25 protein-coding genes are annotated in these 24,021 nt (G+C 65.1%); 12 read left to right on the top strand and 13 right to left on the bottom strand.

All coding sequences use genetic code 11. From position 1 onward, the window contains the following. Window position 1: 1 nt before the first annotated feature. Both cmoB and cmoA read right to left on the bottom strand, forming a co-directional pair. Entirely contained in the window at window positions 2–973 is a 972-nt protein-coding gene (gene cmoB / locus H7A12_02625) for a tRNA 5-methoxyuridine(34)/uridine 5-oxyacetic acid(34) synthase CmoB (protein ID MCP5319715.1), read from the bottom strand. Continuing rightward, the gene (gene cmoA / locus H7A12_02620; GenBank protein ID MCP5319714.1) at window positions 970–1,722 is read right to left on the bottom strand and encodes a carboxy-S-adenosyl-L-methionine synthase CmoA; all 753 of its coding nucleotides are present in this window, start codon (window positions 1,720–1,722) and stop codon (window positions 970–972) included. Before cmoA ends, cmoB begins: the two co-directional genes overlap by 4 nt. Window positions 1,723–1,805: 83 nt before the next feature. Here cmoA and H7A12_02615 point away from each other — a divergent pair, with 83 nt between their 5' ends. Then, a complete protein-coding gene (locus H7A12_02615; GenBank protein MCP5319713.1) occupies window positions 1,806–3,185 on the top strand; it encodes an AarF/ABC1/UbiB kinase family protein in 1,380 nt (459 codons plus the stop codon). 6 nt (window positions 3,186–3,191) lie between these two features. Here H7A12_02615 and H7A12_02610 read toward each other — a convergent pair whose 3' ends face one another. The 6 genes from H7A12_02610 to H7A12_02585 form a co-directional block, all read right to left on the bottom strand. Further along, entirely contained in the window at window positions 3,192–4,046 is an 855-nt protein-coding gene (locus H7A12_02610; protein ID MCP5319712.1) for a DUF3014 domain-containing protein, read from the bottom strand. An 84-nt stretch (window positions 4,047–4,130) separates the two neighbouring features. Continuing rightward, window positions 4,131–4,904: a pyridoxine 5'-phosphate synthase gene (locus tag H7A12_02605; protein ID MCP5319711.1), complete on the bottom strand. Its 774-nt coding sequence runs from the start codon at window positions 4,902–4,904 to the stop codon at window positions 4,131–4,133. Continuing rightward, window positions 4,901–5,485, bottom strand: coding sequence for a peptidylprolyl isomerase (locus H7A12_02600; protein MCP5319710.1), 585 nt, complete (start codon window positions 5,483–5,485; stop codon window positions 4,901–4,903). The genes H7A12_02605 and H7A12_02600 overlap by 4 nt, the downstream gene beginning before the upstream one ends. A 42-nt stretch (window positions 5,486–5,527) precedes the next feature. Then, window positions 5,528–6,187 (bottom strand): TIGR04211 family SH3 domain-containing protein, encoded by a 660-nt coding sequence (locus tag H7A12_02595; protein MCP5319709.1) that lies wholly within the window; start codon window positions 6,185–6,187, stop codon window positions 5,528–5,530. 85 nt (window positions 6,188–6,272) lie between these two features. Then, complete coding sequence (locus tag H7A12_02590; protein ID MCP5319708.1) at window positions 6,273–6,575, bottom strand: YciI family protein; 303 nt, start codon at window positions 6,573–6,575, stop codon at window positions 6,273–6,275. A gap of 21 nt (window positions 6,576–6,596) precedes the next feature. After that, a complete protein-coding gene (locus tag H7A12_02585) occupies window positions 6,597–7,193 on the bottom strand; it encodes a septation protein IspZ (GenBank protein ID MCP5319707.1) in 597 nt (198 codons plus the stop codon). Between the two features lie 120 nt (window positions 7,194–7,313). Between H7A12_02585 and H7A12_02580 the strand changes: the two genes are divergently transcribed. From H7A12_02580 to H7A12_02560, 5 genes are all read left to right on the top strand, one after another. After that, complete coding sequence (locus H7A12_02580) at window positions 7,314–8,144, top strand: PHP domain-containing protein (GenBank protein MCP5319706.1); 831 nt, start codon at window positions 7,314–7,316, stop codon at window positions 8,142–8,144. A 33-nt stretch (window positions 8,145–8,177) separates the two neighbouring features. Further along, on the top strand, window positions 8,178–8,798 hold the full coding sequence (locus H7A12_02575) for a threonylcarbamoyl-AMP synthase (GenBank protein MCP5319705.1): 621 nt from the start codon (window positions 8,178–8,180) through the stop codon (window positions 8,796–8,798). 65 nt (window positions 8,799–8,863) lie between these two features. Then, window positions 8,864–9,745 (top strand): segregation/condensation protein A, encoded by an 882-nt coding sequence (locus H7A12_02570; protein MCP5319704.1) that lies wholly within the window; start codon window positions 8,864–8,866, stop codon window positions 9,743–9,745. Beyond that, entirely contained in the window at window positions 9,723–10,382 is a 660-nt protein-coding gene (gene scpB, locus H7A12_02565) for an SMC-Scp complex subunit ScpB (protein ID MCP5319703.1), read from the top strand. Before H7A12_02570 ends, scpB begins: the two co-directional genes overlap by 23 nt. Then, complete coding sequence (locus H7A12_02560) at window positions 10,375–11,235, top strand: rRNA pseudouridine synthase (protein MCP5319702.1); 861 nt, start codon at window positions 10,375–10,377, stop codon at window positions 11,233–11,235. The genes scpB and H7A12_02560 overlap by 8 nt, the downstream gene beginning before the upstream one ends. A gap of 1 nt (window position 11,236) precedes the next feature. Here H7A12_02560 and H7A12_02555 read toward each other — a convergent pair whose 3' ends face one another. The 5 genes from H7A12_02555 to H7A12_02535 all read right to left on the bottom strand — a co-directional run bounded on the left by H7A12_02555 (window position 11,237) and on the right by H7A12_02535 (window position 15,886). Then, the gene (locus H7A12_02555) at window positions 11,237–12,130 is read right to left on the bottom strand and encodes a GGDEF domain-containing protein (protein ID MCP5319701.1); all 894 of its coding nucleotides are present in this window, start codon (window positions 12,128–12,130) and stop codon (window positions 11,237–11,239) included. A 209-nt stretch (window positions 12,131–12,339) separates the two neighbouring features. Next, entirely contained in the window at window positions 12,340–13,095 is a 756-nt protein-coding gene (locus H7A12_02550; protein ID MCP5319700.1) for a YciK family oxidoreductase, read from the bottom strand. After that, a complete protein-coding gene (locus H7A12_02545; GenBank protein ID MCP5319699.1) occupies window positions 13,092–13,778 on the bottom strand; it encodes an HAD-IA family hydrolase in 687 nt (228 codons plus the stop codon). Before H7A12_02545 ends, H7A12_02550 begins: the two co-directional genes overlap by 4 nt. A gap of 23 nt (window positions 13,779–13,801) precedes the next feature. Next, window positions 13,802–14,518, bottom strand: coding sequence for a bifunctional 2-polyprenyl-6-hydroxyphenol methylase/3-demethylubiquinol 3-O-methyltransferase UbiG (gene ubiG, locus H7A12_02540; GenBank protein ID MCP5319698.1), 717 nt, complete (start codon window positions 14,516–14,518; stop codon window positions 13,802–13,804). A 39-nt stretch (window positions 14,519–14,557) separates the two neighbouring features. Then, window positions 14,558–15,886 (bottom strand): TRZ/ATZ family hydrolase, encoded by a 1,329-nt coding sequence (locus H7A12_02535; GenBank protein MCP5319697.1) that lies wholly within the window; start codon window positions 15,884–15,886, stop codon window positions 14,558–14,560. 194 nt (window positions 15,887–16,080) lie between these two features. On the opposite strand from H7A12_02535, the gene gyrA reads away from it, so the two are divergent. The 6 genes from gyrA (at window position 16,081) to cmk (ending at window position 23,971) form a co-directional block, all read left to right on the top strand. Continuing rightward, window positions 16,081–18,666 (top strand): DNA gyrase subunit A, encoded by a 2,586-nt coding sequence (gene gyrA / locus H7A12_02530; GenBank protein MCP5319696.1) that lies wholly within the window; start codon window positions 16,081–16,083, stop codon window positions 18,664–18,666. Between the two features lie 53 nt (window positions 18,667–18,719). Further along, on the top strand, window positions 18,720–19,802 hold the full coding sequence (gene serC / locus H7A12_02525; GenBank protein ID MCP5319695.1) for a 3-phosphoserine/phosphohydroxythreonine transaminase: 1,083 nt from the start codon (window positions 18,720–18,722) through the stop codon (window positions 19,800–19,802). Next, the gene (gene pheA / locus H7A12_02520; protein MCP5319694.1) at window positions 19,795–20,937 is read left to right on the top strand and encodes a prephenate dehydratase; all 1,143 of its coding nucleotides are present in this window, start codon (window positions 19,795–19,797) and stop codon (window positions 20,935–20,937) included. Before serC ends, pheA begins: the two co-directional genes overlap by 8 nt. A 68-nt stretch (window positions 20,938–21,005) precedes the next feature. Beyond that, window positions 21,006–21,896, top strand: coding sequence for a prephenate dehydrogenase/arogenate dehydrogenase family protein (locus H7A12_02515; protein MCP5319693.1), 891 nt, complete (start codon window positions 21,006–21,008; stop codon window positions 21,894–21,896). Between the two features lie 20 nt (window positions 21,897–21,916). Further along, window positions 21,917–23,251: a 3-phosphoshikimate 1-carboxyvinyltransferase gene (aroA, locus tag H7A12_02510; protein ID MCP5319692.1), complete on the top strand. Its 1,335-nt coding sequence runs from the start codon at window positions 21,917–21,919 to the stop codon at window positions 23,249–23,251. Window positions 23,252–23,272: 21 nt separating this feature from the next. Beyond that, window positions 23,273–23,971 (top strand): (d)CMP kinase, encoded by a 699-nt coding sequence (cmk, locus tag H7A12_02505; protein MCP5319691.1) that lies wholly within the window; start codon window positions 23,273–23,275, stop codon window positions 23,969–23,971. The last annotated feature ends 50 nt before the right edge of the window (window positions 23,972–24,021 follow it).

The raw sequence follows: 24,021 nt of genomic DNA, 5'->3' as shown, positions 1-24,021 counted from the left end.
GTCATGGGCGCCGGGCCACAAAGATACCGCGCAACGGCGCCGGATGGCCTTCGCGGGTGCGTTGCGGATCAGTCGGGTCGAGAAAATCGGTCAGCGATTCGAACCGCATCCACTCGGTGCGTCGCTGTTCGGCGCTGGTGGTCGGCGTCAGTTCGGCCAGTCGTACACCGGTGAATCCGGCGCGCTCGAGCCATAGCGCCAGCGCGTCGGCGGACGGAATGAACCAGACGTTGCGCATCATCGCATAGCGCTCCCGCGGCACCAGCACCCGCGTGGCGTCGCCATCGACCAGTAGTGTCTCCAGCAGCAGTTGACCACCGGGGCGCAGCGCCTCGAAAAGTTCGCCGAGGTGCTCGAACGGTGAGCGACGGTGGTACAGCACACCCATCGACAACGCGGTGTCGAAACACCCGAGGCGCGCCGGCAGATCCTCGGCGCGCAGCGGCAGCAGCACCACACACGGATCGCCGATATAGCGTTGCACGGCGAGGAACTGGGCGAGGAAGCGCAGCGTGGGATCGATCCCGAGCACGAATGCGGCACCGGCGCCTCGCATCCGCCAGGCGTAGTAGCCGTTGCCGCAGCCGACATCGAGCACGCAGTGTCCGCCGACTTCGATGTGGCGTGCGACGCGTTCCCATTTCAGGTCCGAGCGCCACTCGCTGTCGATGGTCATGCCGAACAGCTCGAACGGGCCCTTGCGCCAGGGGTGCAGCGCCTGCAGCGCGGCGCGCAGGCGTGCGCGCTCGGCGTCACTGGCGTCTGAGCGGCGCCCGACGCGTACGGCGGCCGCGCCCGGATCCACATCCTGCGCGAGCAGCGGCGGGAGTGCCGCGAGCGCTGCCTCCCACGCCGCTGCGTCACCATGGTGCAGCGCTTCCGTACGTGCAGTCAGCGCAGCGTACAGTTGCTCGCGTGCCCTCGCAGGCGGGAACGCAGCGAGTGCACCTTCGAGGGTTGCAAGCATGTTCATTTTTCGGCGAGCAGCGACACGAAGTTCAGGCACTGCAGCCAGAGCGTGACGCGGCGAAATCCTGCATCCAGCAGGCGCTCGCGGTGAGCGGCAAGCGTTTCCGGAATCAACACGTTTTCCAGTGCTGCACGCTTTTGCGCGATTTCGAGTGCGCTGTAACCCTGCAACTGCTTGAAATCGTGGTGCAGCGCGCCGAGCAGTTCCTGCTCGGCCGGGTCGTCGAAGGCGATCTTCTCCGACAGCATCAGGCAGCCACCGGAATGCAGTGCCGTGGCGATTCGCGCGAGCAGCAGCGGGCGAGCCGGCGGAGGCACGAACTGCAGCGTGAAGTTCAGTGTGACCAGCGATGCATTGCGCAGGGCGACTGCACACACGTCTTCGCAGCGGATCTCGATGGCCGCGGCTGCGCGATCAGCGGCGGCGATCGCTCGTGCACGCTCGACCATCGGTGGCGAATTGTCGACTCCGATCACCACGCAGTCGTGCGGGACGTGATGGCGGATAGCCAGCGTGGATGCCCCGAGCGAACAGCCGAGATCGTAGCAATGGGTCCCGGATCGGGCGAAGCGGCTGGCGACCACGGCGATCATCTGCAGCGTGAGGGCGTAGCCAGGCACGGAACGGGCGATCATGTCGGCGAATACGTCGGCGACTGCTGCGTCGAAGCGGAACGCATCGATACGCTCGCGCTGCTCGGCGTACACCGCGTCACGCGCCGACGGCACATTGCTGGCAGGACGATCGGGCATCGGGAAACGTGGCAGATTCACGGGTGGCGCGCAGTATAACCGCGATGCGTTACAGTGGCGGCAGGATTCGAGGGCATCGTTGGATGACAGAGCGCGAAAGGACGACACTGACACGGATCCGCACCGGCAGCTTCGAGCGGCGACTGAGCCTGACGCGCAGCACCCTGCTCGCGGGTACTCGCTACATGGCGCAATCGGCGACCTCGTTGCTGTTGCCGCGAGCGCTGCGGGCCGAGCGCCGGCGCGCAGCGCTCGGCGAGCAGGCCCGCTTCCTGGTCGAGGAACTCGGCAAGCTCAAGGGCAGCGTGGTCAAGATCGGCCAGATGCTCGCGCTCTACGGCGAGCACTTTCTGCCCGAGGAAGTCACGGCAGCGTTGCACTCGCTCGAGGACCGTACCGTTGCGCTCGAATGGCCGGTGATCCGCCGGGAGCTGGAGCGCGAACTCGGGCGTGCCCGGCTGGCGGAGCTGGATATCGATCCGGTGCCGATCGGTGCTGCCTCGCTCGGACAGGTTCATCTGGCGCATCCGCGCAACGGCGGCGCTGCACTGTGCCTGAAGGTGCAGTACCCGGGCGTGGCGGATTCGATCGACGTCGATATCGACGCGGTGGTCGGCCTGTTGCAGATCGGACGTATGGTATCGGCGAGCGAGGAGTTCAGCGCATGGCTCGAAGAGGTGCGCGCGATGCTCCATCGCGAGGTCGACTACACGCTGGAGGCAGCCAAGACGATGGCGTTCCGTGCCCGCCTGCAGCGTGACCCGCGTTTCGTCGTTCCCGAGGTGATCGATCGCTACTCGACGGCGCACGTGCTGGCGACCACCTTCGAGCAGGGCTATGCGGTGAGCAGCGCCGATGTCGAGGCCTTGCCGCAGTCGCGCCGCAACGAGATCGGACGGGCGTTCCTCGAGCTGTTCCTGCGCGAAATCTTCGAGTGGAAGGAGCTGCAGACCGATCCGAATTTCGGCAATTACCGCGTCCGCCCGGCAGCGAACGCGCGTGCGCGCGACCGGCTGGTATTGCTCGACTTCGGTGCCGTGCAGGAGTATCCGGACGAATTCATCATGCCGTTGCAACGGATGATCATCGGCGCCTACCGCGGTGATCTCGATGCCGTGCGGGAAGGGGCGCTGGCGTTGCGCTTCATCCGCCCGGAGTATCCGCCGCATGTGCAGCAGTCTTTCGCCGAGGTGTGCGCAGGAGTGATCGAGCCGCTGGTGTGCCGTCCGGGAAATGTTCCCGAAGAGGCGCTGAATGCCGAAGGACAGTATCGCTGGCGCCACAGCGACCTGCCGTCGCGAGTCGCCTCGCGTGCGACGAAGGCTGCCTTCAGCCCGTATTTCCGTGTCCCGCCGCAGGAATTCGTGTTCCTCAATCGCAAGCTGATCGGGGTCTATACGTTCATCGCAGTGCTCGGTGCCGAGTTCAACGGGGCCGATATCCTCGAGAAGTATCTCGATTGAGGGCGTTCAGCGCAGCTGGTTCGCGAAGCCCACGAGCCATGCCGTGACGATCTCGCGATTGTGCGGACCGATGCGCAGCAGCAGTTTCTGGCTGTCCGGCAGTGACTCCAGTGCCGGATCGGCAAACTTGTAGAAAACCGCAGGTTGCACCAGCGCGATCTGTGGCGGTGCGATCGGCGCACCCAGCATGGTGTCGATGCCTCCCAGCAAGAGCGTGCGTGCCCGGATGTCGCCGTTGCCGAGTTCGGTACAGGCCTGTTGCAACAGCGGTTCGTAGCGCAGATACCAATGTGCCAGGGCTTTCGCGTCGATCGACTCCAGTGCCGAGACGAGCGTGTCGTAACGTGCGTGGTTCGCTGGATCGAGAAAGAGCCGTCCACCGCGCTCGATCGCCACGGTCTTGCCGGGCACCGTCGGCAGCGGCAGTTTGTCGCGCACCACGCGGCCATGCGCAAAGCTGTCGAGCAGCGAAGCGGCCCGCGCCACCAGACTCGATGGTGCGAGGCTGGGATGCAGGGTGACCGGCAGCAGTTCGGTGAGTGTGCCTCGCACCTCGTCGTCACTGTCTGCCAGCGCAGGTAGCGGGGCCGCGGCGGGGCCCGTCTGGTCGATGTCTGCCGTGGGCTGTGTGGCAGGGGCAGGAGTGATGGCCGCGGACGGCGCGGCAGGAGCCTGCATCACATCGCCAGAAGCAACGGAGGTCGAGCGCTCGGGGAGCGGGTTGCGCAGCCACAGATCGCCGAGCACCAGCACGGTGGCTGCGAGCAGCGCACCCACCAGCAATGCGAGTACGATCGATCGACGCTGTCGTCGTGCGCCGCCGGCCGCAGGCGCGGTACGGTCCGTGTCCTGGACGTGCATGGGTATCGGCTCCGGGAGCTGGACGCGGCAGGCTAACGCGGCCTTGCAGCACGGGTCAACGCACGCAGGGCCGGTGTGTTTCGCTCAGGCCGTCTTTCCGAGGCAGCGCTGGTACGCCACCACTGCGGCGCTCATGCCCATGCGCAACGCATCGACGGTGAAGGCATGTCCGATCGAGACCTCCAGCAGCCCGGGTACTGCTTCTGCATAGGGGCGCAGGTTGTGGAGGCTCAGATCGTGGCCGGCATTGACGCCGAGACCGAGGTCGTGGGCAACCTGCGCTGCCTCGGCGTGCGGGCGCAGGATCATCGTGCGCTCTGCTCCGGCTGCAAAGGCGGCCGCGTAGGGCCCGGTGTAGAGCTCGACCCGGTCGGCGCCACAAGCGGCAGCGAGACGGATCTGATCCGGATCGGGATCCATGAACAGGCTGACCCGGATCCCCAGCGCACGCAGTTGCGCGATCAGCGGTCGCAACCGCTCGCCATCCCTTCGCAGGTCGAAGCCGTGGTCCGAGGTGAGTTGCGTATCGGCGTCCGGAACCAGCGTGCACTGTACCGGCCGTACCGCACACACCAGCGGCATGAAGCCGGGGTAATCGGCCACGTCCGGGCGATGGCTGGTTGCGGGACCTGCGAAGGGATTGCCCTCGACGTTGAGTTCCACGCGAACCATGGCTGCCAGCGCGGGTACGTCGCTGGCACGGATGTGGCGCTGGTCCGGGCGTGGATGCACGGTGATGCCGTCGGCGCCAGCCGCGATGCACAGCGCTGCGTGTTCGGTCACGCTCGGGTAGTCGCCGACGCGCGAATTGCGGATCAGCGCGATCTTGTTCAGGTTGATCGAGAGCGCAACGCTCATTCGACGCGTCGCGCCGATTCGATCACGATCGGATTCACCGGCACGTCGTCGAATGACCCCGCGCTGTGCGTGCCGACCAGCGAGATCCCGTCGATCACGTCCATGCCGTCGACGACACGACCGAATACCGTATAGCCTGGCTCTCGCGTGACATAGTTGAAATCGAGAGTGAGATTCGCACGCACGTTCACGAAAAATTGTGCAGACGCGCTGTCGGGGTCCGCGGTGCGTGCCATCGCGATCGTGCCGCGCTCGTTGTGCAGGCGATTGTGCGACTCGTTCCGGACCAGTTCGCCCTCCGGCTTCTGCTCCATTGCCGCTGTGAACCCGCCGCCCTGGATCATGAAATTCGGGATCACGCGGTGAAAGATCGTTCCTGCGTAGAAACCGCTGTCCACATGCGAGAGAAAGTTTGCCACCGTCAGTGGAGCGTCTTCCGGGTACAGCTCGACGATGAAGCTGCCGGCGTTGGTGCGAATCTCGACGCGCGGATTCGCGCTCGCGTCGGTGCGTGCCGCGACTGGATGGAACAGCAGCGCTGCGTAGGTTACGGCGAGCAGGGCAAGAAGTCGTTTCATCATCGGGGAGTCCACCAGGTCTTGCAGGGACTGCGGTTCACGGCATCAAGTCCATTCCGAACGGCGACGCCGTTGTGGGACAAGTCGCGGCAGCAACAGCGTCAGTACGCCACCGATGCCCGTCGCCCACACACCGTTGATGAACCACTTCTGCCATGCATCGTCGTGCAGGCGCTGGTTTTCCGCTTCCAGTACGCCGATACGGTTCTTCATTTCCTCGAGCTGGCGCCCCATTTCCCGATTGCTTGCATCGAGTTGCTGGGCAGAACCGGACACCTTCTTCAGCTCGGCCAGCTCGGCAAGCAGTGCATCGCGTGCAGTCACCGTTTCGTCGAGCTGTTTGCGTGCCTGCTCGATCGCAGCCGAGAGCGCTACGCTGCCGTCGTCGGGCTGCCCGAGCTGACGCAAGGCGTTGATGATCTGGTAGCGCGGTCCGGCTTCCCGTTTGAGATAGCGGGTCGGAATCCAGCCCTCGGTGCCGTCTTCGGTCCGCACCAGCGCCCAGCCGGTTTCCGCGCGTTCCGAGAGCAGTGTGACGGCCGAGCCACTCGGCACCCCGGCGCGTATCGGTGAGGCTTCCGCGAAGGCGTCGGAGCGCAACGGTACGCTGCGGGTGTCGTCGACATAGCGGCGATCCTGTGCCGTGGCCGGCTGGCTCAGGAGGAAGCTGCCCAGCAGAGCCGTGACGATAAGCCTGAACAACATGGACGAGCTCTGATAATGGATTCGGTTCAATCGATAACGCATTAATCTAGTTGCAATTTGTATGGTGTCAACAGGATTTTTGAGTTCACGGTAGAACTTTCCTGAACGGCTTGACACGGACGGTGGCATACACGCCGGCATGCACGTACGGGTCGTCTGCAGCCCATGCCTCGGCGCTTGCGAGGTCGTCGAAGCGTGCCACCACCAGGCTGCCGCTGAAACCGGCCACGCCGGGGTCTTCGCAGTCTGCCGCCGGATGCGGCCCGGCCAGCAGCAGCCGGCCTTCGTCGCGCAGGGTCTGCAGCCGTGCGAGATGGGCAGGCCGCGCCGCGAGACGCCTGGCGAGTGAATCCGGGACGTCCTCGGCGAGGATGGCGTAGCAGAGCATGGGCAGGCCTCGCGGGACGGTTCAGCAGGAGCCGGCGGGCGGTTCGCCGTCGTTCTTCATATAAGGCATCAGCAGCGCCACGGTCAGCGCCGTAACCAGCAGCGTGAAGCCGATCGAACTGTACAGCTTGTAGCTGACCCACGCCGACTCGCTGAACCGGTAGGCGACGAACAGGTTCAGCGAACCGACGATCAGGAAGTTCGCGATCCACAGCGTGTCCACCTTGCGCCAGGCTTGCGCCGGAAGCTCGAGCTGGGTGCCGATGGCGCGCTCCATTACCGTGCGCCCACTCCATGCGCGCGTGACGAGGAATGCTGCCGCGAGCGCCCAGTTGAAGATCGTCGGCTTCCACTGGATGAACAGTTCGTTGTGCAAGGCCAGCGTGGCGCCCCCGAAAGCGCAAACGACGGCGGTCAGCAGCAGCAGGCGCCTTTCCACGTGTCCGCTGACCAGGCGCGTGAGCACCAGTTGCACCACCGTGGCGATCATCAGTACCGCAGTGGCGGAATAGATGCCGTCGAAACGGTACTCCCAACCGGCGACTCCGAGCGTGCGTCCGTCGAGTTGATAGGTGGCAAAGAACAGGATGACCGGAATCAGTTCTGCGATCTGTTTCATGGCGTAAGGGGCGAGGCGCCTCGGGGAGAGCGTTGGTCGTCGTGCGGGGATTGCGTCACGCCTGACGGTCGATTGCGACTATTCTAGCGCCCCGCAACGGTTTCGGCACAGGCAGGCGTGATGCTGGTCGATCTGCATACCCACACCAACGCTTCTGACGGTGAACTCACCGCGCGTGAACTGCTTGCGCTGCAGGCTGAGGCAGGCGTGGGGCTGGTCGCGATAACGGACCATGACACGCTCGATGGCTGGGAGCGGGCGCAGGGGCTGCCGGCCGTACAGGCACAGATGCTGCGCCTGCTGCCGGGCATCGAGTTCTCGGTCGAGGCCGGGCGTCGTGAGGTACACGTGCTCGGGCTGGGCTTCGATCCGGACCATCCGGTACTGCGCCAGGCGGTGTGCAGGCAGCAGTTGCGGCGCCGCGAACGCGCAGAACGCATCGCCGATCGCCTCGAATATCTGGGCGTCGGCGGGGCGCTGGCAGGGGCTGAGGCTGCCGCCGGCGGAGCGGGGATCGGCAGGCCGCATTTCGCACATTTCCTCGTCGCCAGCGGTCGGGTGCGCAGTGTCGACGAGGCGTTCCGGCGTTACCTCGGGAGGGGGAAGCCCGCAGCCTGCCGTGTCGAGTGGCCGCCGCTGCACGAGGTGCTCGAGTGGATCCGGGCTGCGGGCGGAAGTACGGTACTCGCCCATCCGCATGCGTACCGGCTGAGCCGCGGCGGCTTGCGTGCGCTGGTGGCGGAATTTCGTGCTGCCGGAGGTGATGCGCTCGAGGTTGCGATGCCGGGGTTGGCAGCCGGTGAACTCGAGGTGCTCGCTCGCGTGACGCGCGAGGCGCAGTTGCGCGCCTCTGCGGGCAGCGATTTCCATCGTCGCGCGGGCTGGAACCATCCGGCACGGATTCCGCCACTGCCGCCGGGGCTCGATGCACTCTGGGAGCAATGGGTTTGATCGACCCGTGGGGCGGCATTACACTCGCGACCCGTGAGCGTCGTACTGCAGATACATCCGGTGAACCCGCAGCGGCGGCTGTTGCTGCAGGTCGTCGATCGCCTGCGTTCCGGAGCCGTGATCATCTATCCCACCGATTCGGCCTACGCGCTGGGCTGCCACCTCGGCGACAAGGCAGCACTCGATCGCATCCGGGCGATCCGCCGGCTCGACGAGAAGCACAATTTCACGCTCGTCTGTCGCGACCTGTCGGAATTGTCGACCTATGCACTCGTCGACAACGCCAGTTTCAGGTTGCTGCGCAACCACACGCCCGGGCCATACACATTCATATTGAAGGCTACCGCCGAAGTGCCGCGGCGGCTCATGCACCCGCGACGCAAGACCATCGGGATGCGTGTTCCGGACAACGCGATCGTGCTGGCATTGCTCGAGCTGCTCGACGAACCGTTGATGAGTGTGACATTGACGCTGCCCGGCGATGAGTTGCCGTTGACCGATGCCGAGGAAATGCAGCAGCGCCTCGGGCATCAGGTCGATCTGATCATCGATGGGGGTGGCTGCGGCCTCGAGCCCACCAGCGTGATCGACCTTGCCGGGGGGGCACCACTGGTAACCCGGCGTGGCAAGGGGGACGTGCGCGCCTTCGAATGAAGCCGCGATTTGGGATCGGTCGGTGCCGACGGCTATAATCCGCCGCCTTTTTCCTGGCGCGTACGATGTGGCGCGCCCAAGCGACGGGAGCCGCAGTGGAGCAGCCAGACACAGAGGAATCCCAGCGTGAAGCAGGGGCGGGCGAACAGCAGGAGCTGCCACTTGCCTTCGTGCACGGCAAGCCGCTCACCGTGCTGCCGCGTGACCTCTATATTCCGCCGGAGGCGCTGGAAGTATTTCTGGAGGCCTTCGAGGGCCCTCTCGACCTGCTGCTGTATCTGATCCGGCGCCAGAATCTCGATATCCTGGAAATCAACGTCGCCGAAATCACCGAACAGTACATGCGCTACGTCGAACTGATGGACGCGATGCAATTCGAGCTTGCCGCCGAATACCTCGTGATGTCGGCGATGCTGGCCGAGATCAAGTCGCGCATGCTGCTGCCGCGCCAGGGTGGTGTGGCCGACGAAGAGGCCGATCCGCGAGCAGACCTGATTCGTCGCCTGCAGGAGTACGAGCAGTTCAAGCAGGCGGCCGAGGATCTGGATGCGCTGCCGCGGCTCGAGCGCGACGTGTTCGTGGCGCAGGTGGAGCGTCCCGATACGCGTCGCGAACGCCCGCAGCCGCACGTGGAGTTACGCGAACTGCTGCTCGCGTTCGCCGAAGTGATGCGGCGCGCGGCGATGACCGTCAGCCATCACGTGCAGATGGAGCGCCTGTCGACCCGCGAGCGGATGGCCGAGATCCTGGGGCGTCTGCAGGCGCCCCAGTTCGTGCCGTTCATCAGCCTGTTCCGTTTCGACGAGGGACGCATGGGCGTGGTGGTGACCTTTCTTGCGGTCATGGAGCTGATCAAGGAGTCGCTGATCGAACTCGTGCAGCCGCAGCCGTTCGGACCCATTCATGTGAAGCCTCGGGGGCAGGATGCAGTTGAAGTCGATCATTGAGGGTGCTCTGCTGGCAGCCGGCAGGCCGTTGACGCTCGAGGAGTTGATGCAGCTTTTCGATCTCACGGACCGCCCCTCGGAAGAGGAGTTGCGGGCGGCAGTCGATGAACTTGCGGTGGATTGCGCCGGGCGTGGCGTCGAGCTCTGCGAGGTGGCGAGCGGCTACCGTCTGCAGGTGCGCCGGGAACTGGGCCAGTGGATATCGCGGCTGTGGGAAGAGAAGCCGGCGCGCTACTCGCGTGCGCTGCTGGAAACACTGGCGATCATCGCGTACCGCCAGCCGATCACACGCGGCGATATCGAGGAAGTGCGTGGTGTCGCGGTGAACCCGAACATCATTCGCACGCTGCAGGAGCGCGAGTGGGTGCGCGTCGTGGGCCATCGTGATGTGCCCGGTCGGCCGGAACTGCTGGCGACCACGCGTGAGTTCCTTGATCAGTTCGGTCTCAAGGGGCTCGACGGCCTGCCGACACTCGCCGAAATCAAGGATATCGAACAGGTGAGCCCGGAGATCCCGCTCGCGATCGAGATCGAGGTGGCAGGTACCGAGGTCAACGCCTTGCGCAGGGCAGATGCCGGTGCCGAGCCACTGTTCGACGAAGAGAGCGTTGCTACGGACGAAAAGCACGATGGATGAGGGCATACGACTGCAGAAGGCGCTGGCCGACCTCGGTCTGGGTTCGCGGCGTCAGATCGAAGCCTGGATCACGGCGGGGCGCGTTGCCGTGAACGGTGCGACGGCCAGCCTCGGGCAACGTGTCGACAGCGATGATCGCATCACGGTCGATGGCAAGCCCGTGCGCGCTGCGCAGGCAGCACCCCGGTTGCCGCGCGTCATCGCGTACAGCAAGCCCGAGGGCGAGATCTGCAGCCGGCGCGATCCCGAGGGGAGGCCGACCGTGTTCGCCGCCTTGCCGCGCCTGCGTGATGCACGCTGGGTGCTGGTCGGAAGGCTCGATCTGAATACCACCGGTCTGCTGCTGGCGACGGATTCCGGTGAACTCGCGAACCGGCTGATGCACCCTGGCACGCAGATCGAACGCGAATACCTGGTGCGGGTGCTGGGTCCCGTCGACGATGGGCTGCTTGGACGGTTGCGAGCCGGGGTCCTGCTCGAGGACGGCCTGGCCGCTTTCGACGAGATCCGTGAGCTGCCCGGCGAAGGCAGCAACCGCTGGTTCATGGTCACGCTGCGCGAAGGGCGCAATCGCGAGGTGCGGCGTCTGTGGGAGTCCCAGGGCTGCCGTGTCAGTCGCCTGAAGCGGGTTCGCTTCGGTCCGGTTGCACTCGGTTCACGCGAACGGCGCGGAACCTGGCGCGAGCTTGCGGAGGATGAAGTTCGCGCGTTGTGTGCCTGCGCTGGCATGGAGCTGCCGCGGCGCCCGCCGCCCGCCGGCGTGACGGCAAAGCGCGCACCGCGCCAAGGCCGTGCTCGCGGTACCGTGTCTGCTGCTGCGCGCGTGCCGGCACCGCGTCGGCGTCGGGACTGAGTCAGCTTGCCGCAAGGCTGCGGTTGCGGCCGTCCCGCTTCGCCTGGTACAACGCGCGGTCGGTGCGATCGAACAGCCTGTCTATGCTTTCGCCGTCGCGGATCTCACCAACGCCGATGCTGACCGTGACGCGCCCGCTGGTGGTATCGACGGAGCAGCGCTGGCGGATGCGTTTGCGCAACCGCTCGGCGACCTGCATCGCCTTGCCGAGGCCGGTCTGGCTGAGTATCACCACGAACTCCTCGCCACCGTAGCGGAAGGCCTGGTCGTAGGGGCGCAGGCAGCGGTGCACCTGGCCTGCGACGGCTCGAATCACCTGGTCACCGAAGCCGTGGCCCAGCGTGTCGTTGATCTGCTTGAAGTGGTCGATATCGGCGATCAGCAGCGAGAACGCCTGTCCGAAGCGTTGTGCTCGTGCAAGCTCGGTTTCCAGCGCCGAATCGAGCGCCATGCGGTTACCGAGGCCGGTCAGTGAATCCTTGCGTGCGAGCAGCTTCACGCGATGGTGGTGCAGCGCATTGCGTAGCGGCGAGGCCAGCGGAGCGAGCAGCACGCCGAGCGGGGAGTGCAGTTCGCCGTGCACCTGTGCCTCGAGCTGTCCGAGGTACTCCCCAGCGAAGTACAGACGCGAACGCAGGCGTGCCGCGCTGGTGCGTCCGGCGACGAAGCATTCACCGGAGTCCGGTGGTGAGTAGCAGATGCCTTCGAGCGGCTGTGCGCGCCGTACTTCGGCGAGAAAGCGCTCCAGCAGGCTCACGAGATCGAGATGTCCGTGCAGTGTGTGCGCCAATTGCAGTTCTGGCGGGGTCAACGGGTGCTCGATCGGTGCTGTGCCGCGCTGTGGTGGGATTTCGGTTCCGGGACGTGGAAACTCGAGGATGTCGGCGCTGGCCATGCGTGCCCTCGGCGGTGGCGGATGATCGCGTGGCGCAGGCCCAAGCGATTATCGTGCCAGCGATGCTGATGCAGGCTCCAATGCATTGAAAGACAAAAGAAATTTCAATGGTCGCACCGACTCGCGAGCCAGCGTCCGACGGGTATTTGACGCCGCATTCCCACCACGAAGAGGGCGCGGGGTATCGCGCCATCCTCGGAATGCCTTGGTCAACGGGCTTGTGCGTCGAACGATCCACCCGTGCAACCGATGCTGTCGGGTCCCAGCAGGTACAGGTAGGCGGCCATGATCCGTTCCGGTGGCGGGTTGCTTTGTGGTGTTTCCGCCGGATAGGCCTCGCGGCGCATCGCGGTGTTCGTCGCGCCGGGGTTGATGCAGTTGACACGGATCGTGCTGGTATTGGCCAGCTCGTCGGCCAATACCTGGCACAGCCCTTCGATGCCGGCTTTGGATACGGCGTAGGCGCCCCAGTACGCCCGCCCGCGGCGACCGACGCCGGAGCTCGTGAAGACGATCGAGGCGTCAGGGGCGGCGTGCAGCGCCGGCATCAGCGCGCGTGTCAGCATGAACGGTGCATTCAGGTTCACGGACATGACCTCGAGCCATTTCGCACTCGGGTACTGTTCGAGTGGTGTGCGCGGTCCAAGCAGTGCAGCATTGTGAAGCACGCCGTGCAGGCAGCCGAGATGCTCAAGGATCTGCTCGTTCAGCGCGCGGTACAGCGCGTCATCGGCGTCCTTCAGGTCGAGCACCTGGATCACGGGTTCCGGTCCACCCGCGTCGACGATCGTGTCATAGCATTCCTCGAGCCGCGCCTGGTTGCGTCCGAGCAGGACTGCGGTTGCTCCATGGGCAGCAAGGCTGAGCGCGGCTGCGCGTCCGATGCCGGCTCCGGCGCCGGTGACGAGGATGTTGCGCCCGGCGAGCAGTCCGGGTGGTGCCTGGTAGAGGCGAGGTTCGGTCATGGCGGTGTCCTGTCGTCCCGGTCGGGAAGGAATCGGGTGAAGAGGATGTGCTCGATCGCGGCCACGGAGTCAGCTTCGTAGTCGGCGCACCAGGCATCGACCGTCTCCCCGGGTTGCAGGTAGCCGTAGCTGGCGGCAATCGTGTGCATGCCCGCGTTGCGCCCGGCTTCGATGTCGCGTGCGTGATCGCCAATATAGATAGCTTCGTTTGCGCTGCAGCCGAGGCGTGTACAGGCGAGCAGCAAGGGCTCCGGGTCGGGCTTGGTGCGTGTCACGTGATCCGGACAGATCAGTACCGCCGCCGGTGGCGTGAGCGGAGCGTGCGCGAGCAGTGGGGCTGCGAGGTAGTTCGGCTTGTTCGTGACCACACCCCAGCGCACGCCGTGGGCTGCCAGTGCTGCGATCAGCGGGATCATCCCTGCAAACGGAGCGGTCTCCACGAGCAGTCGTCGTTCGTACAGCACGAGCAAGCGCCGGCGCAGCGCTTCGAATGCGGGGTCTTCCTCGCCGATGCCGAACGCAAGCTTGATCAGGGCGCGTGCTCCATGCGACACGGTGGCCCGGATTGCTGCAAACGGCAGCGCAGCCAGATCGTGTTCTGCCCGCAGGTGGTTCACGGCGGTCACGAAATCGGGCGCTGTGTCGAGCAGCGTGCCATCGAGATCGAACAGAACGGCACGCAGCCGCGTGCCACCGTCGACGACGCTCACTCGGGCTTCTGCGCGTGCAGCAGGTAGTTCACGTCGACATCGCGCCCGAGGCTGAACGTGCGCGTGATCGGGTTGTAGAGCATGCCTTCGACCTCGCCAAGGGTGAGTCCTGCGGCGCGTGCCCAGCCAGCGAGCTCCGAGGGCCGGATGAAGCGTGCGTAGTCGTGCGTACCTTTGGGCAACAGTTTCAGGATGTGTTCGGCACCGAGAATCGCAAACACGTAGCTCTTGGGGTTGCGGTTGATCGTGGCGAAGAACAGGTGCCCGCCGGGGTGCACCAGTTGCGCGCAGGCGCGCACCAGCGATGCAGGGTCCGGTACGTGCTCCAGTACCTCCATGCAGGTGACGATATCGAAGCTGGCGGGAACTTCGTTGGCGAGCTCCTCGGCGCTTGCGTGCCGGTAGTCGATGACGAGCCCTGACTCGACGAGGTGCAGGCGGGCCACCGCCAGCGGTGCCTCGCCCATGTCGATGCCGGTGACTTCGGCACCGCGCTGCGCGAGTGCCTCGCTGAGGATGCCGCCACCACAGCCTACGTCGAGCACGCGCCGCCCCGCCACGGGCGCACGTGCATCGATCCAGTTCGCGCGCAGCGGATTCATCAGGTGCAGCGGGCGGAAGTCGCCCGCACGATCCCACCAGCGGCTGGCGAGGGCTTCGAACTTGGCGATTTCCGCCTGATCCACGTTGCGCGTCGGGTGCTGTTCGTTCATGCGCGAAAGTCCGTCTGACAAAGGATGAATGGGGAGTGTTCAGTGCGCTGCGATGCGCTGGCGCCAGTGTGCGGCGTCGGCCAGCAGACACGCGTGATCCAGAGCGGAAGGCCAGCCCGCGCCAAGGAGTTGACGGCCCTCGATCCATGCGTGGGTTACGGCTGCTGCGCTGCCCGCGTAAACGAGAGCCGAGTGCATGTCGTATATCGGCTGGCACCCGTGTCGCGCGACGTTCACGGCGATCATGTCGGCATCCTTGCCAGCCTCGAGACTGCCGATGCGCTCGGCGAGTCCCAGTGCCTCGGCGCCGCCCAGGGTTGCCATGCGCAATGCCGCATGTGCCGATACGGCAGTCGGGTCGCCGCTGCTGCCCTTGGCGAGCAGTGCTGCCAGGCGCATCTCGGCGAACAGGTCGAGCGTATTGTTGCTCGCAGCGCCATCGGTGCCCAGGGCGACGTTGATCCCGGCGTTGCACAGGCTGTGTACCGGGCAAAAGCCAGCCGCGAGCTTCAGGTTCGAGCTGGGACAGTGCAGCACGTGCACGCGTTCGCGTGCGAGCACTTCCAGATCGGCGGCTGCGACTTGGGTCATGTGCACGGCCTGGAAGCGTGGTGACAGCAGGCCGAGTTCCGCGAGGCGGAGCAGGGGCCGTTTGCCGTGTTGCGCGATCGAGTCGCGTATCTCGCCCGCGGTCTCGTGCACGTGCATCTGTACCGGTGCATCGAGTTCGGCCGCGAGCATCGCGATGCGTGCGAGCATGGCATCGCTGTTGGTGTACGGCGCGTGTGGTCCGAATGCGAAGCTCAGGCGCGGATTGCCGCGGTAGTCGTCGCGCACCTGCAGCCCCTTCGCGAGGTACTCCGCAGCGGTGGACGCCCAGGCACTGGGGTGGTCGAGGACCGGAAACGCGATCTGGGCACGGAAACCCGTCTCGACGACCGTTGCCGCGACGACGTCGGGAAAGAAATACATGTCGCTCGCGCAGGTGGTGCCGCCGGCGAGCATCTCGGCGATCGCGAGGCGGGTGCCGATGCGCACGAAATCCTCGCCGACCCAGCGTGCCTCGGCCGGCCAGATATGCTGCTGCAACCAGCTCGTGAGGCCGTGGTCGTCTGCCAGCCCGCGCAGCAGCGTCATCGCGAGGTGGCCGTGCGTATTGACCAGCCCCGGCATCAGCACATGGTGCGCGAGTGCGGTTTCGCCGGGGGCGCTGAAGCAGCGCGTGATTTCATCGTGCGCTGCGATCGCCACGATTCGCCCGTCACGCAGCGCGACGCTGTGCGCCTCGAGCAACACATTGCGTGGTGCGACCGGCAGCAGCCAGCGCGCATGGATGATGTGGTCGACGTTCTCCAATACCCCCTCCAGGACCGACACCGGGCGCGCCGGGCGGCGGCAAGTATACCCGCTGGCCCGCAGGCGCGAACCGCGGGTCGGCGGCTAACCGCGCATCGTCCGGCTATGCTATGATGCCGCCCTTTTGAAGCAGCCGGAATCGATGCCTGAAAGATGCCGTCGATCTGTTTTCCGGCATGTGGAAACCATTGATTTTTCAGGTTATTATGGGCGAATCAGCAAAAGAAGTCGTTGTGGTCGGTATCGAGGGCGAGCTGCGCCAGTCCTACCTCGATTACGCGATGAGCGTGATCGTCGGACGCGCCCTGCCAGACGTGCGCGACGGCCTGAAACCGGTGCATCGGCGGGTGCTGTTCGCGATGAGCGAACTCGGCAATGATTGGAACAAGGCGTACAAGAAGTCCGCGCGCGTGGTCGGCGACGTGATCGGCAAGTATCACCCGCACGGCGATTCGGCCGTCTACGACACCATCGTGCGCATGGCGCAGCCATTCTCGATGCGCTACGTGCTGGTCGACGGCCAGGGCAACTTCGGATCCGTTGACGGAGACTCGGCAGCGGCGATGCGCTATACCGAGATCCGCATGCGTCGCATCGCGCACGATCTGATGGCCGATCTCGACAAGGAGACGGTCGATTTCGTACCGAACTACGATGGCACCGAGCAGATCCCGGCAGTGCTGCCCACCCGGGTTCCGAACCTGCTGGTCAACGGCTCTTCGGGTATCGCGGTCGGAATGGCGACCAATATCCCGCCGCACAACCTGAACGAGGTGATCGCTGCGTGCCTGGCGCTGATCGACCGACCGGACCTCGACGTCGATGAGCTGATCGAATACGTGCCGGGACCCGATTTTCCGACCGGCGGCATCATCAACGGGCGCCAGGGCATCGTCGAGGCCTACCGCACCGGTCGGGGTCGCATCTACGTGCGCGCGTGTGCCGAGGTCGTCGAGGACAAGGCGGGCGGCCGTGATGTGATCGTGGTCACGGAGCTTCCGTACCAGGTGAACAAGGCACGGCTGATCGAGAAGATCGCCGAACTGGTCAAGGACGAGCGCATCGAGGGAATCAGCGAACTGCGCGACGAGTCGGACAAGGACGGGCTACGGGTGGTGATCGAACTGCGCCGTGGCGAGTCCGGCGAGGTGGTGCTGAACAACCTGTATGCGCAGACACAGCTCGAGAGCGTGTTCGGCATCAATGCAGTCGCGCTGGTAGACGGCCAGCCGCGCACACTGAACCTCAAGGAAATGCTCGACGCGTTCCTGCGACATCGGCGCGAGGTAGTCACCCGGCGCACGGTGTTCCTGCTGCGCAAGGCGCGCGAGCGTGGTCACGTGCTCGAGGGGCTTGCGGTTGCGCTGGCGAACATCGATGCAGTGATCGAGCTGATCCGCGCCTCGGCAAGCCCGATGGATGCACGCGAGCGTCTGGTGGCGCGCGTCTGGGCCCCCGGTGGCGTGCTGGCGATGCTCGACAGGGCAGGCGCGAACGCCTGTCGCCCGGAAGATCTGCCGGGCGAGTACGGTCTGCGCGACGGTCACTATCACCTTTCACCAGAGCAGGCGCAGGCGATCCTGGATCTGCGTCTGCACCGTCTTACCGGTCTCGAGCATGAGAAGCTGCTCACGGAATATCAGGAGAAGCTCGCCCAGATCACGGATTACCTCGAGATCCTCGCCGACCCGATTCGCCTGATGCGGGTGATTCGTACCGAACTAGAGGAAGTTGCGACCGAATACGGCGATGCGCGACGGACCGAGATCGTCACCAGCCGCCAGGACCTGCGCGCGGAAGACCTGATTCCACAGGAGGAGCGTGTAGTCACCGTATCTTTCAGCGGATACGCAAAATCGCAGCCGCTCGATGCGTACCAGGCCCAGCGCCGTGGCGGCGTCGGTCGCTCGGGCGCACCTGTGCGCGAGGAGGACTCGATTGAGCACCTGCTGGTTGCCAACTCGCATCACACGATCCTGTGCTTTTCCGATCGGGGACGTGTCTACTGGCTGCGGGTGTTCGAGATCCCGAGTGCGTCGCGGGGTGCGAAGGGTCGCCCGCTGGTCAACCTGCTGCCACTCGAGGACGGTGAGCGCATCACCTCGCTGCTGCCGGTCGCGGAGTTCGGCGAGGATCGTTTCGTGTTCATGGCGACCTCGGACGGCACGGTGAAGAAAACCCCGCTGGTCGCGTTCGCGAGGCCGCGTTCGGCCGGGCTGATTGCCATCGATCTCGGCGAGGGTGATCACCTGGTGGGAACGGCGATCACCGATGGCAGCAGCGAGGTGATGCTGTTCTGCAGTTCCGGGCGTGCCATCCGCTTCAGTGAAGTCGACGTGCGTGCAATGGGCCGCACCGCGCATGGTGTGCGCGGCATGCGTCTTGGCGAGGCCCAGCGTGTGGTGTCGCTGATCGTCCCCGGAGGCGACGCGCTGCAGGTGCTGACCGTGAGCGGCAACGGGTACGGCAAGCGTACTGCGACCGCTGACTTCCCGCTGCACCGTCGCGGCGGCCAGGGTGTGATTGGGATGCAGACCAGCAGCCGTAACGGTGCGCTGGTAGGCGCGATCAATGTCTCGTCTGACGACGAGGTGATGCTGATCAGCGACCAGGGAACACTGTTGCGCACGGTGGTGGTGCAGATCTCGCTGCTGGGGCGCAACACGCAGGGAGTGAAGGTCATGAACATGCGCGACGGCGAGACACTGGTCGGTCTTGCACGCATTGCCGAGGCGAATGGTGGCGATACGCCAGCCGACGCCGATGCGCCGGTGCCGGAATCGATCCACTGATGGCGGGTCGCCGTTGGCGATTCCGTTCCTGATACAACGAGGATGAAACTGCGATGACACGAGTGTTCAACTTCTGCGCCGGACCGGCGGCGCTCCCCGAGGCCGTGCTGAAACAGGCGCGCGACGAGCTGCTCGATTGGCACGGTTGCGGACTGTCGGTGATGGAAATGAGCCATCGCGGCAAGGACATGGTCGGCATCGCCGAACGTGCCGAGGCGGATCTGTGCGAGCTGCTCGGTATCGGCGACGATTACGCCGTGCTGTTCCTGCAGGGCGGAGCGACGGCGCAGTTCGCGGCGATACCGATGAACCTGCTCGGTGGTGCCACCACGGCGGATTACGTCGACACCGGACAGTGGTCCCAGAAGGCGATCGCCGAGGCGCGCAAGTACTGTGACGTGAATGTGGTCGCGAGCGCGCAAGCCACCCGCTACACGACGGTACCGGCGCAGGATCTGTGGCAGCGTTCGCCGGCAGCGGCTTATCTGCACTACACGCCGAACGAGACGATCGGAGGTGTCGAGTACGGCTGGGTGCCCGAGGTCGGTTCGACTCCGCTGGTTGCCGACATGTCGTCGACGATCCTCTCACGGCCTGTCGACGTGAATCGTTTCGGCGTGATCTACGCCGGTGCGCAGAAGAATATCGGTCCGGCCGGGCTGGTGATCGTGATCGTACGCCGCGAACTGCTCGGGCGTGCGGATCCGCGCACACCCGCAGTGCTCGACTGGACGCTGCAGGCGAAGAACGCATCGATGTACAACACGCCGCCGACGTTCAGCATCTATCTCGCCGGACTGGTGTTCGACTGGCTGAAGCGCCAGGGTGGGCTGGCTGCGGTTGGAGAATCGAACCGGCGCAAGGCAGAGCGGCTCTACGGTTACATTGATGCGAGCGGTTTCTATGCCAACCCGGTGGAAGCTGCTTCGCGTTCGTGGATGAACGTACCGTTCACCGTGAGCGATGCGGCGCTGGAGAAACCCTTCGTGGCCGAAGCGACAGCTGCGGGTCTGCTGTATCTGGAAGGGCACCGTTCGGTCGGCGGCATGCGCGCAAGCATTTATAACGCACTCGGCATGGATGCCGTCGAAACCCTGATCGCTTTCATGCAGGACTTTGCGAAACGCAATGGCTGAATCCGGACGCAGCGACGCTGCCGATCCGGCCGAGCGTCTTGCGCGCATCCGTGCCGAGATCGACGGTATCGATCTCCAGTTGCAGGATCTGCTGAACCGGCGTGCCGGTTGTGCGCAACAGGTGGCCGAAGTCAAGAAGACCGAACTGCTCGCCATGCATGGAAGATGCGGCGAGACGGCGGTGAGCTTCTACCGCCCCGAGCGCGAGGCGCAGGTGCTGCACACCGTGATGGAGCGCAACCGGGGCCCGTTGCCGGCACACGAGGTCGCGCATATCTTCCGCGAGATCATGTCGGCCTGCCTCGCACTCGAAAAGCCGATGACGATCGCGTTCCTTGGTCCGGAGGGCACGTTCACGCAGGCGGCCGCGGTCAAGCATTTCGGTCACGCGGTGATCAGCCGGCCGCTGATGAGCATCGATGCGGTGTTCGACGCCGTCGAATCGGGCGAGGCGGATTACGGGGTGGTACCGGTAGAGAATTCCACCGAAGGCATGGTCACGCACACTCTGGACAACTTCATCCGCTCGACGCTGAAGATCTGTGGTGAGGTCGAGCTGCCGATTCGCCTGCATCTGCTCGGCGGGCCTGGCTGCACGCCGCAGGATGTGCGGCGTATCTGCGCGCATCAGCAGGCGCTTGCGCAGTGTCGTGGCTGGCTGGAGAAGAACTGGCCACACGTCGAGCAGCAGGCAAGCTCCAGCAACGGCGAAGCGGCACGGCTCGCGGCAGTCGACGCCACGGTGGCAGCGATCGCCGGTGACGTGGCTCGGGAGATCTATGGTCTGAACCGGCTGGCGTCGAACATCCAGGATTATGCCGACAACTCGACACGCTTCCTGGTCATCGGGCGTGAACTGGTGAAGCCGGCCGGCAGGGACAAGACCTCGATCATCGTGTCCACGCACAACAAGCCTGGTGCGCTGTTCGCCCTGCTGGAACCGTTCCAGCGTGAACAACTGATGCTGACACGGATCGATACACGGCCTTCGCGGTCGGAGACCTGGACCTATCTCTTTTTCATCGAGTTCGAGGGACACCGCGAGGATCCCGTGGTTGCACGCGTGCTGCGCGAACTGGAAGAGCAGACCGTGATGCTGAAGATCCTCGGTTCCTATCCGCAGGCGGTGATCTGAGCGATGGACGGCCCGGTGTCGCGCGTGCCGCGTCGTTGTGTTCGTCCCTGTCCGCGGAGACAGCGGACATGAATCGCCGGATCGATACGCTTCTGGTCGTCGGCCTCGGCCTGATCGGTGGCTCGCTGGCTGCCGCCCTGCGTGACAAGGGTTTTGCACGTCGCATTACCGCGTTCAACCGCAACCGTGCCTCGCTCGATTACGCACTCGCTGCCGGGTTGATTGATGCCGCGCCGCAGAGCCTCGAAGCAGCCGTTGCAGAGGCCGACCTGATCGTGGTCGGTGTGCCGACACTCACGGTCGGACGGATTTTCGAGGCGATCCGTGATCATGGCCGCCCGGACGTGCTGATCACCGATGTCGCCAGTGTGAAGGGCAGCGTGGTCGCAGCCGCCGCAGCGGTCTTCGGCAGCGTGCCGCCACGCCTGGTTCCGGGGCACCCGATCGCTGGTGCGGAGAGGTCCGGTGTGGAGGCAGCGCATGCCGGATTGTTCGAACGCCACCGGGTGATTCTCACGCCACTCCCGGATACCGATGACGCAGCACTTGCGATCGTGGATGCGATGTGGCGGCTGACCGGCGCCGAGGTCGTACGCATGGACGTCGCGGCTCACGATCGCATCCTCGCCTTGACCAGCCATCTGCCGCATATGCTGGCGTTTGCGCTCGTGGACAGTCTTGCGCGCCAGAGTGCGAGCGAGGACATCTTTCGCTTTGCGGCGGGAGGGTTTCGAGATTTCACCCGCATCGCATCGAGCGATGCCGTGATGTGGCGCGACATCGCGATTACGAACCGCAGCGCATTGCTCGACGCGATCGACGGTTTCACGGTCACTCTCGATGCGCTGCGCTCGGCAGTTGCCGCAGGTGATGCGGCGGCGCTGGAGCAGGTTTTCGTGCGCGCACGTACGGCGCGCGAGCGGTATCTGCGCTGGCTCGAACAAGGTATCCAGCAGTGAGTTCGGACGGGGGCAGCGTGGTGCAGCAGGAACGGATCGATTACGTCGCACGTGGCGGCAGTGCGTTGCGTGGAGAAATTCGCGTACCGGGTGACAAGTCGATATCGCATCGCTCGATCATGCTCGGTTCGCTGGCTGAAGGTGTGACCGAGGTACAGGGTTTCCTGGACGGTGAGGACAGCCTCGCGACGCTTGCAGCATTTCGTGCCATGGGCGTGCAGATCAGTGGACCAGAGGCCGGGCGTGTCCGCATCGAAGGGGTGGGAATGCATGGCCTGCGCGCCCCGCAAGCGCCACTCTACCTCGGCAATTCGGGTACCTCGATGCGGCTGTTGTCCGGTCTCCTGGCAGCCCAGCCCTTCGACGTGGTCCTGAGCGGTGATGCATCACTGACCCGTCGGCCGATGGCACGCGTTGCGGATCCGCTGCGCCTGATGGGAGCGCGGATCGATACTGCCGATGGTGGCCGTCCCCCGTTGCGGCTGCACGGCGGATGCAGCTTGCACGGAATCGAGTACCGGATGCCGGTAGCCAGCGCGCAGGTGAAATCGGCGGTGTTGCTCGCCGGCCTCTACGCGAGCGGCGGCACCTGCGTGATCGAACCGGCACCGACGCGCGACCATACCGAGCGCATGCTGCAGGGGTTTGGCTATCCCGTACGGCGCGCTGGTGCGGCAGTGATGCTCGAGGGTGGCGGCCGGTTGCAGGCTGCAGCCATCGAGGTCCCCGGCGATATTTCGTCGGCGGCATTCTTCCTGGTCGGCGCGGCGATCACGCCGGGTTCGGATCTGTTGCTGCGCAATGTCGGAGTGAATCCGACGCGTACCGGGGTGATCGACATCCTGCGTCTGATGGGTGCGGATATCGAGATGCTGGCGCGTCGTGAGAGCGGTGGCGAACCTGTTGCGGATCTGCGTGTGCGTCATGCACCATTGCGTGGAGTCGGGATTCCCGTGGAATTGGTGCCGCTTGCGATCGACGAGTTTCCGGTGTTGTTCATCGCTGCTGCGTGTGCGGACGGTGAAACGGTGTTGTGCGGGGCCGAGGAGCTGCGGGTCAAGGAGAGCGATCGAATCGACGCCATGGCGCGTGGTTTCCAGCAGATCGGAGTGGTGCACGAAACATTGCCGGATGGCATTCGCATCCGTGGTGGTGCCTTCGGCGGTGGCAGAATAGACAGCCGCAGCGACCACCGGATCGCGATGGCGTTTGCGATTGCATCGCTGCGCGCGAGCGCGGCGATCGAGATTCGCGATTGCGCGAACGTGGCGACTTCGTTCCCGGGCTTCCGTGAACTTGCAGCACACGCCGGATTGCGTGTGGACCAGCACGCCGTAGCACCCGCTGCGTCCTGAAGCGGGCAGCGGGAATTCGAGATGAGGAAGGCGAGGGAAAAGGACGCTCCGGTTGTCACGGTCGATGGCCCCAGCGGCTCCGGCAAGGGTACCGTGTGCCGACTGCTTGCGCGCGAGCTTGGCTGGAATCTGCTCGATAGTGGAGCCCTGTACCGGCTGGTCGGTATTGCGGCACGCAAGCACGAGGTCGACTTCGACGACCATGCAGCGCTCGAGGCACTGGCCAGGCATCTGGATGTGCGGTTCCGCCCGGGCGCAGGCGGCGGGGAGGCGCGTGTGGTCCTCGAAGGCGAGGACGTAAGCGCGATCGTGCGCAGCGAGCAGGTCGGGGCGCTCGCATCGGAGGTCGCCGCAGTGCCGGGTGTGCGCAGCGCGCTGCTGATGCGCCAGCGTGCCTTCCGCATCCCGCCGGGGCTGGTGGCCGACGGGCGTGACATGGGTACGGTGGTGTTTCCTGATGCGACGCTGAAGGTTTTCCTCACTGCAAGCGTCTCCGAGCGTGCGCAACGCCGCTATAAGCAGTTGAAAGGAAAGGGGGAAGCTGTTAGCCTGCCGCGCCTCGTGGAGGAGATCGAGGCGCGCGATCGGCGTGATACCGAACGCGCGGTGGCCCCGTTGCGGGCAGCACCCGATGCGGTACTGGTCGATACGACGGGCATCGGCATCACGGAGGTGTTTCTCCGCTTGATGGCCGAAGTGAAAGGCAGGGGCATGATCTGATGCTCCGTCGCGGTCGCGCTGCTCCCGCAGTGCACCGTGTGGTTCCGGTC

The sequence above is a fragment of the Pseudomonadales bacterium genome, from assembly GCA_024234165.1.
GTDB lineage: Bacteria > Pseudomonadota > Gammaproteobacteria > Pseudomonadales > UBA5518 > UBA5518.
The sequence above is the reverse complement of the archived record's forward strand: the minus strand, read 5'-3'. Positions and strand labels throughout refer to the sequence as shown.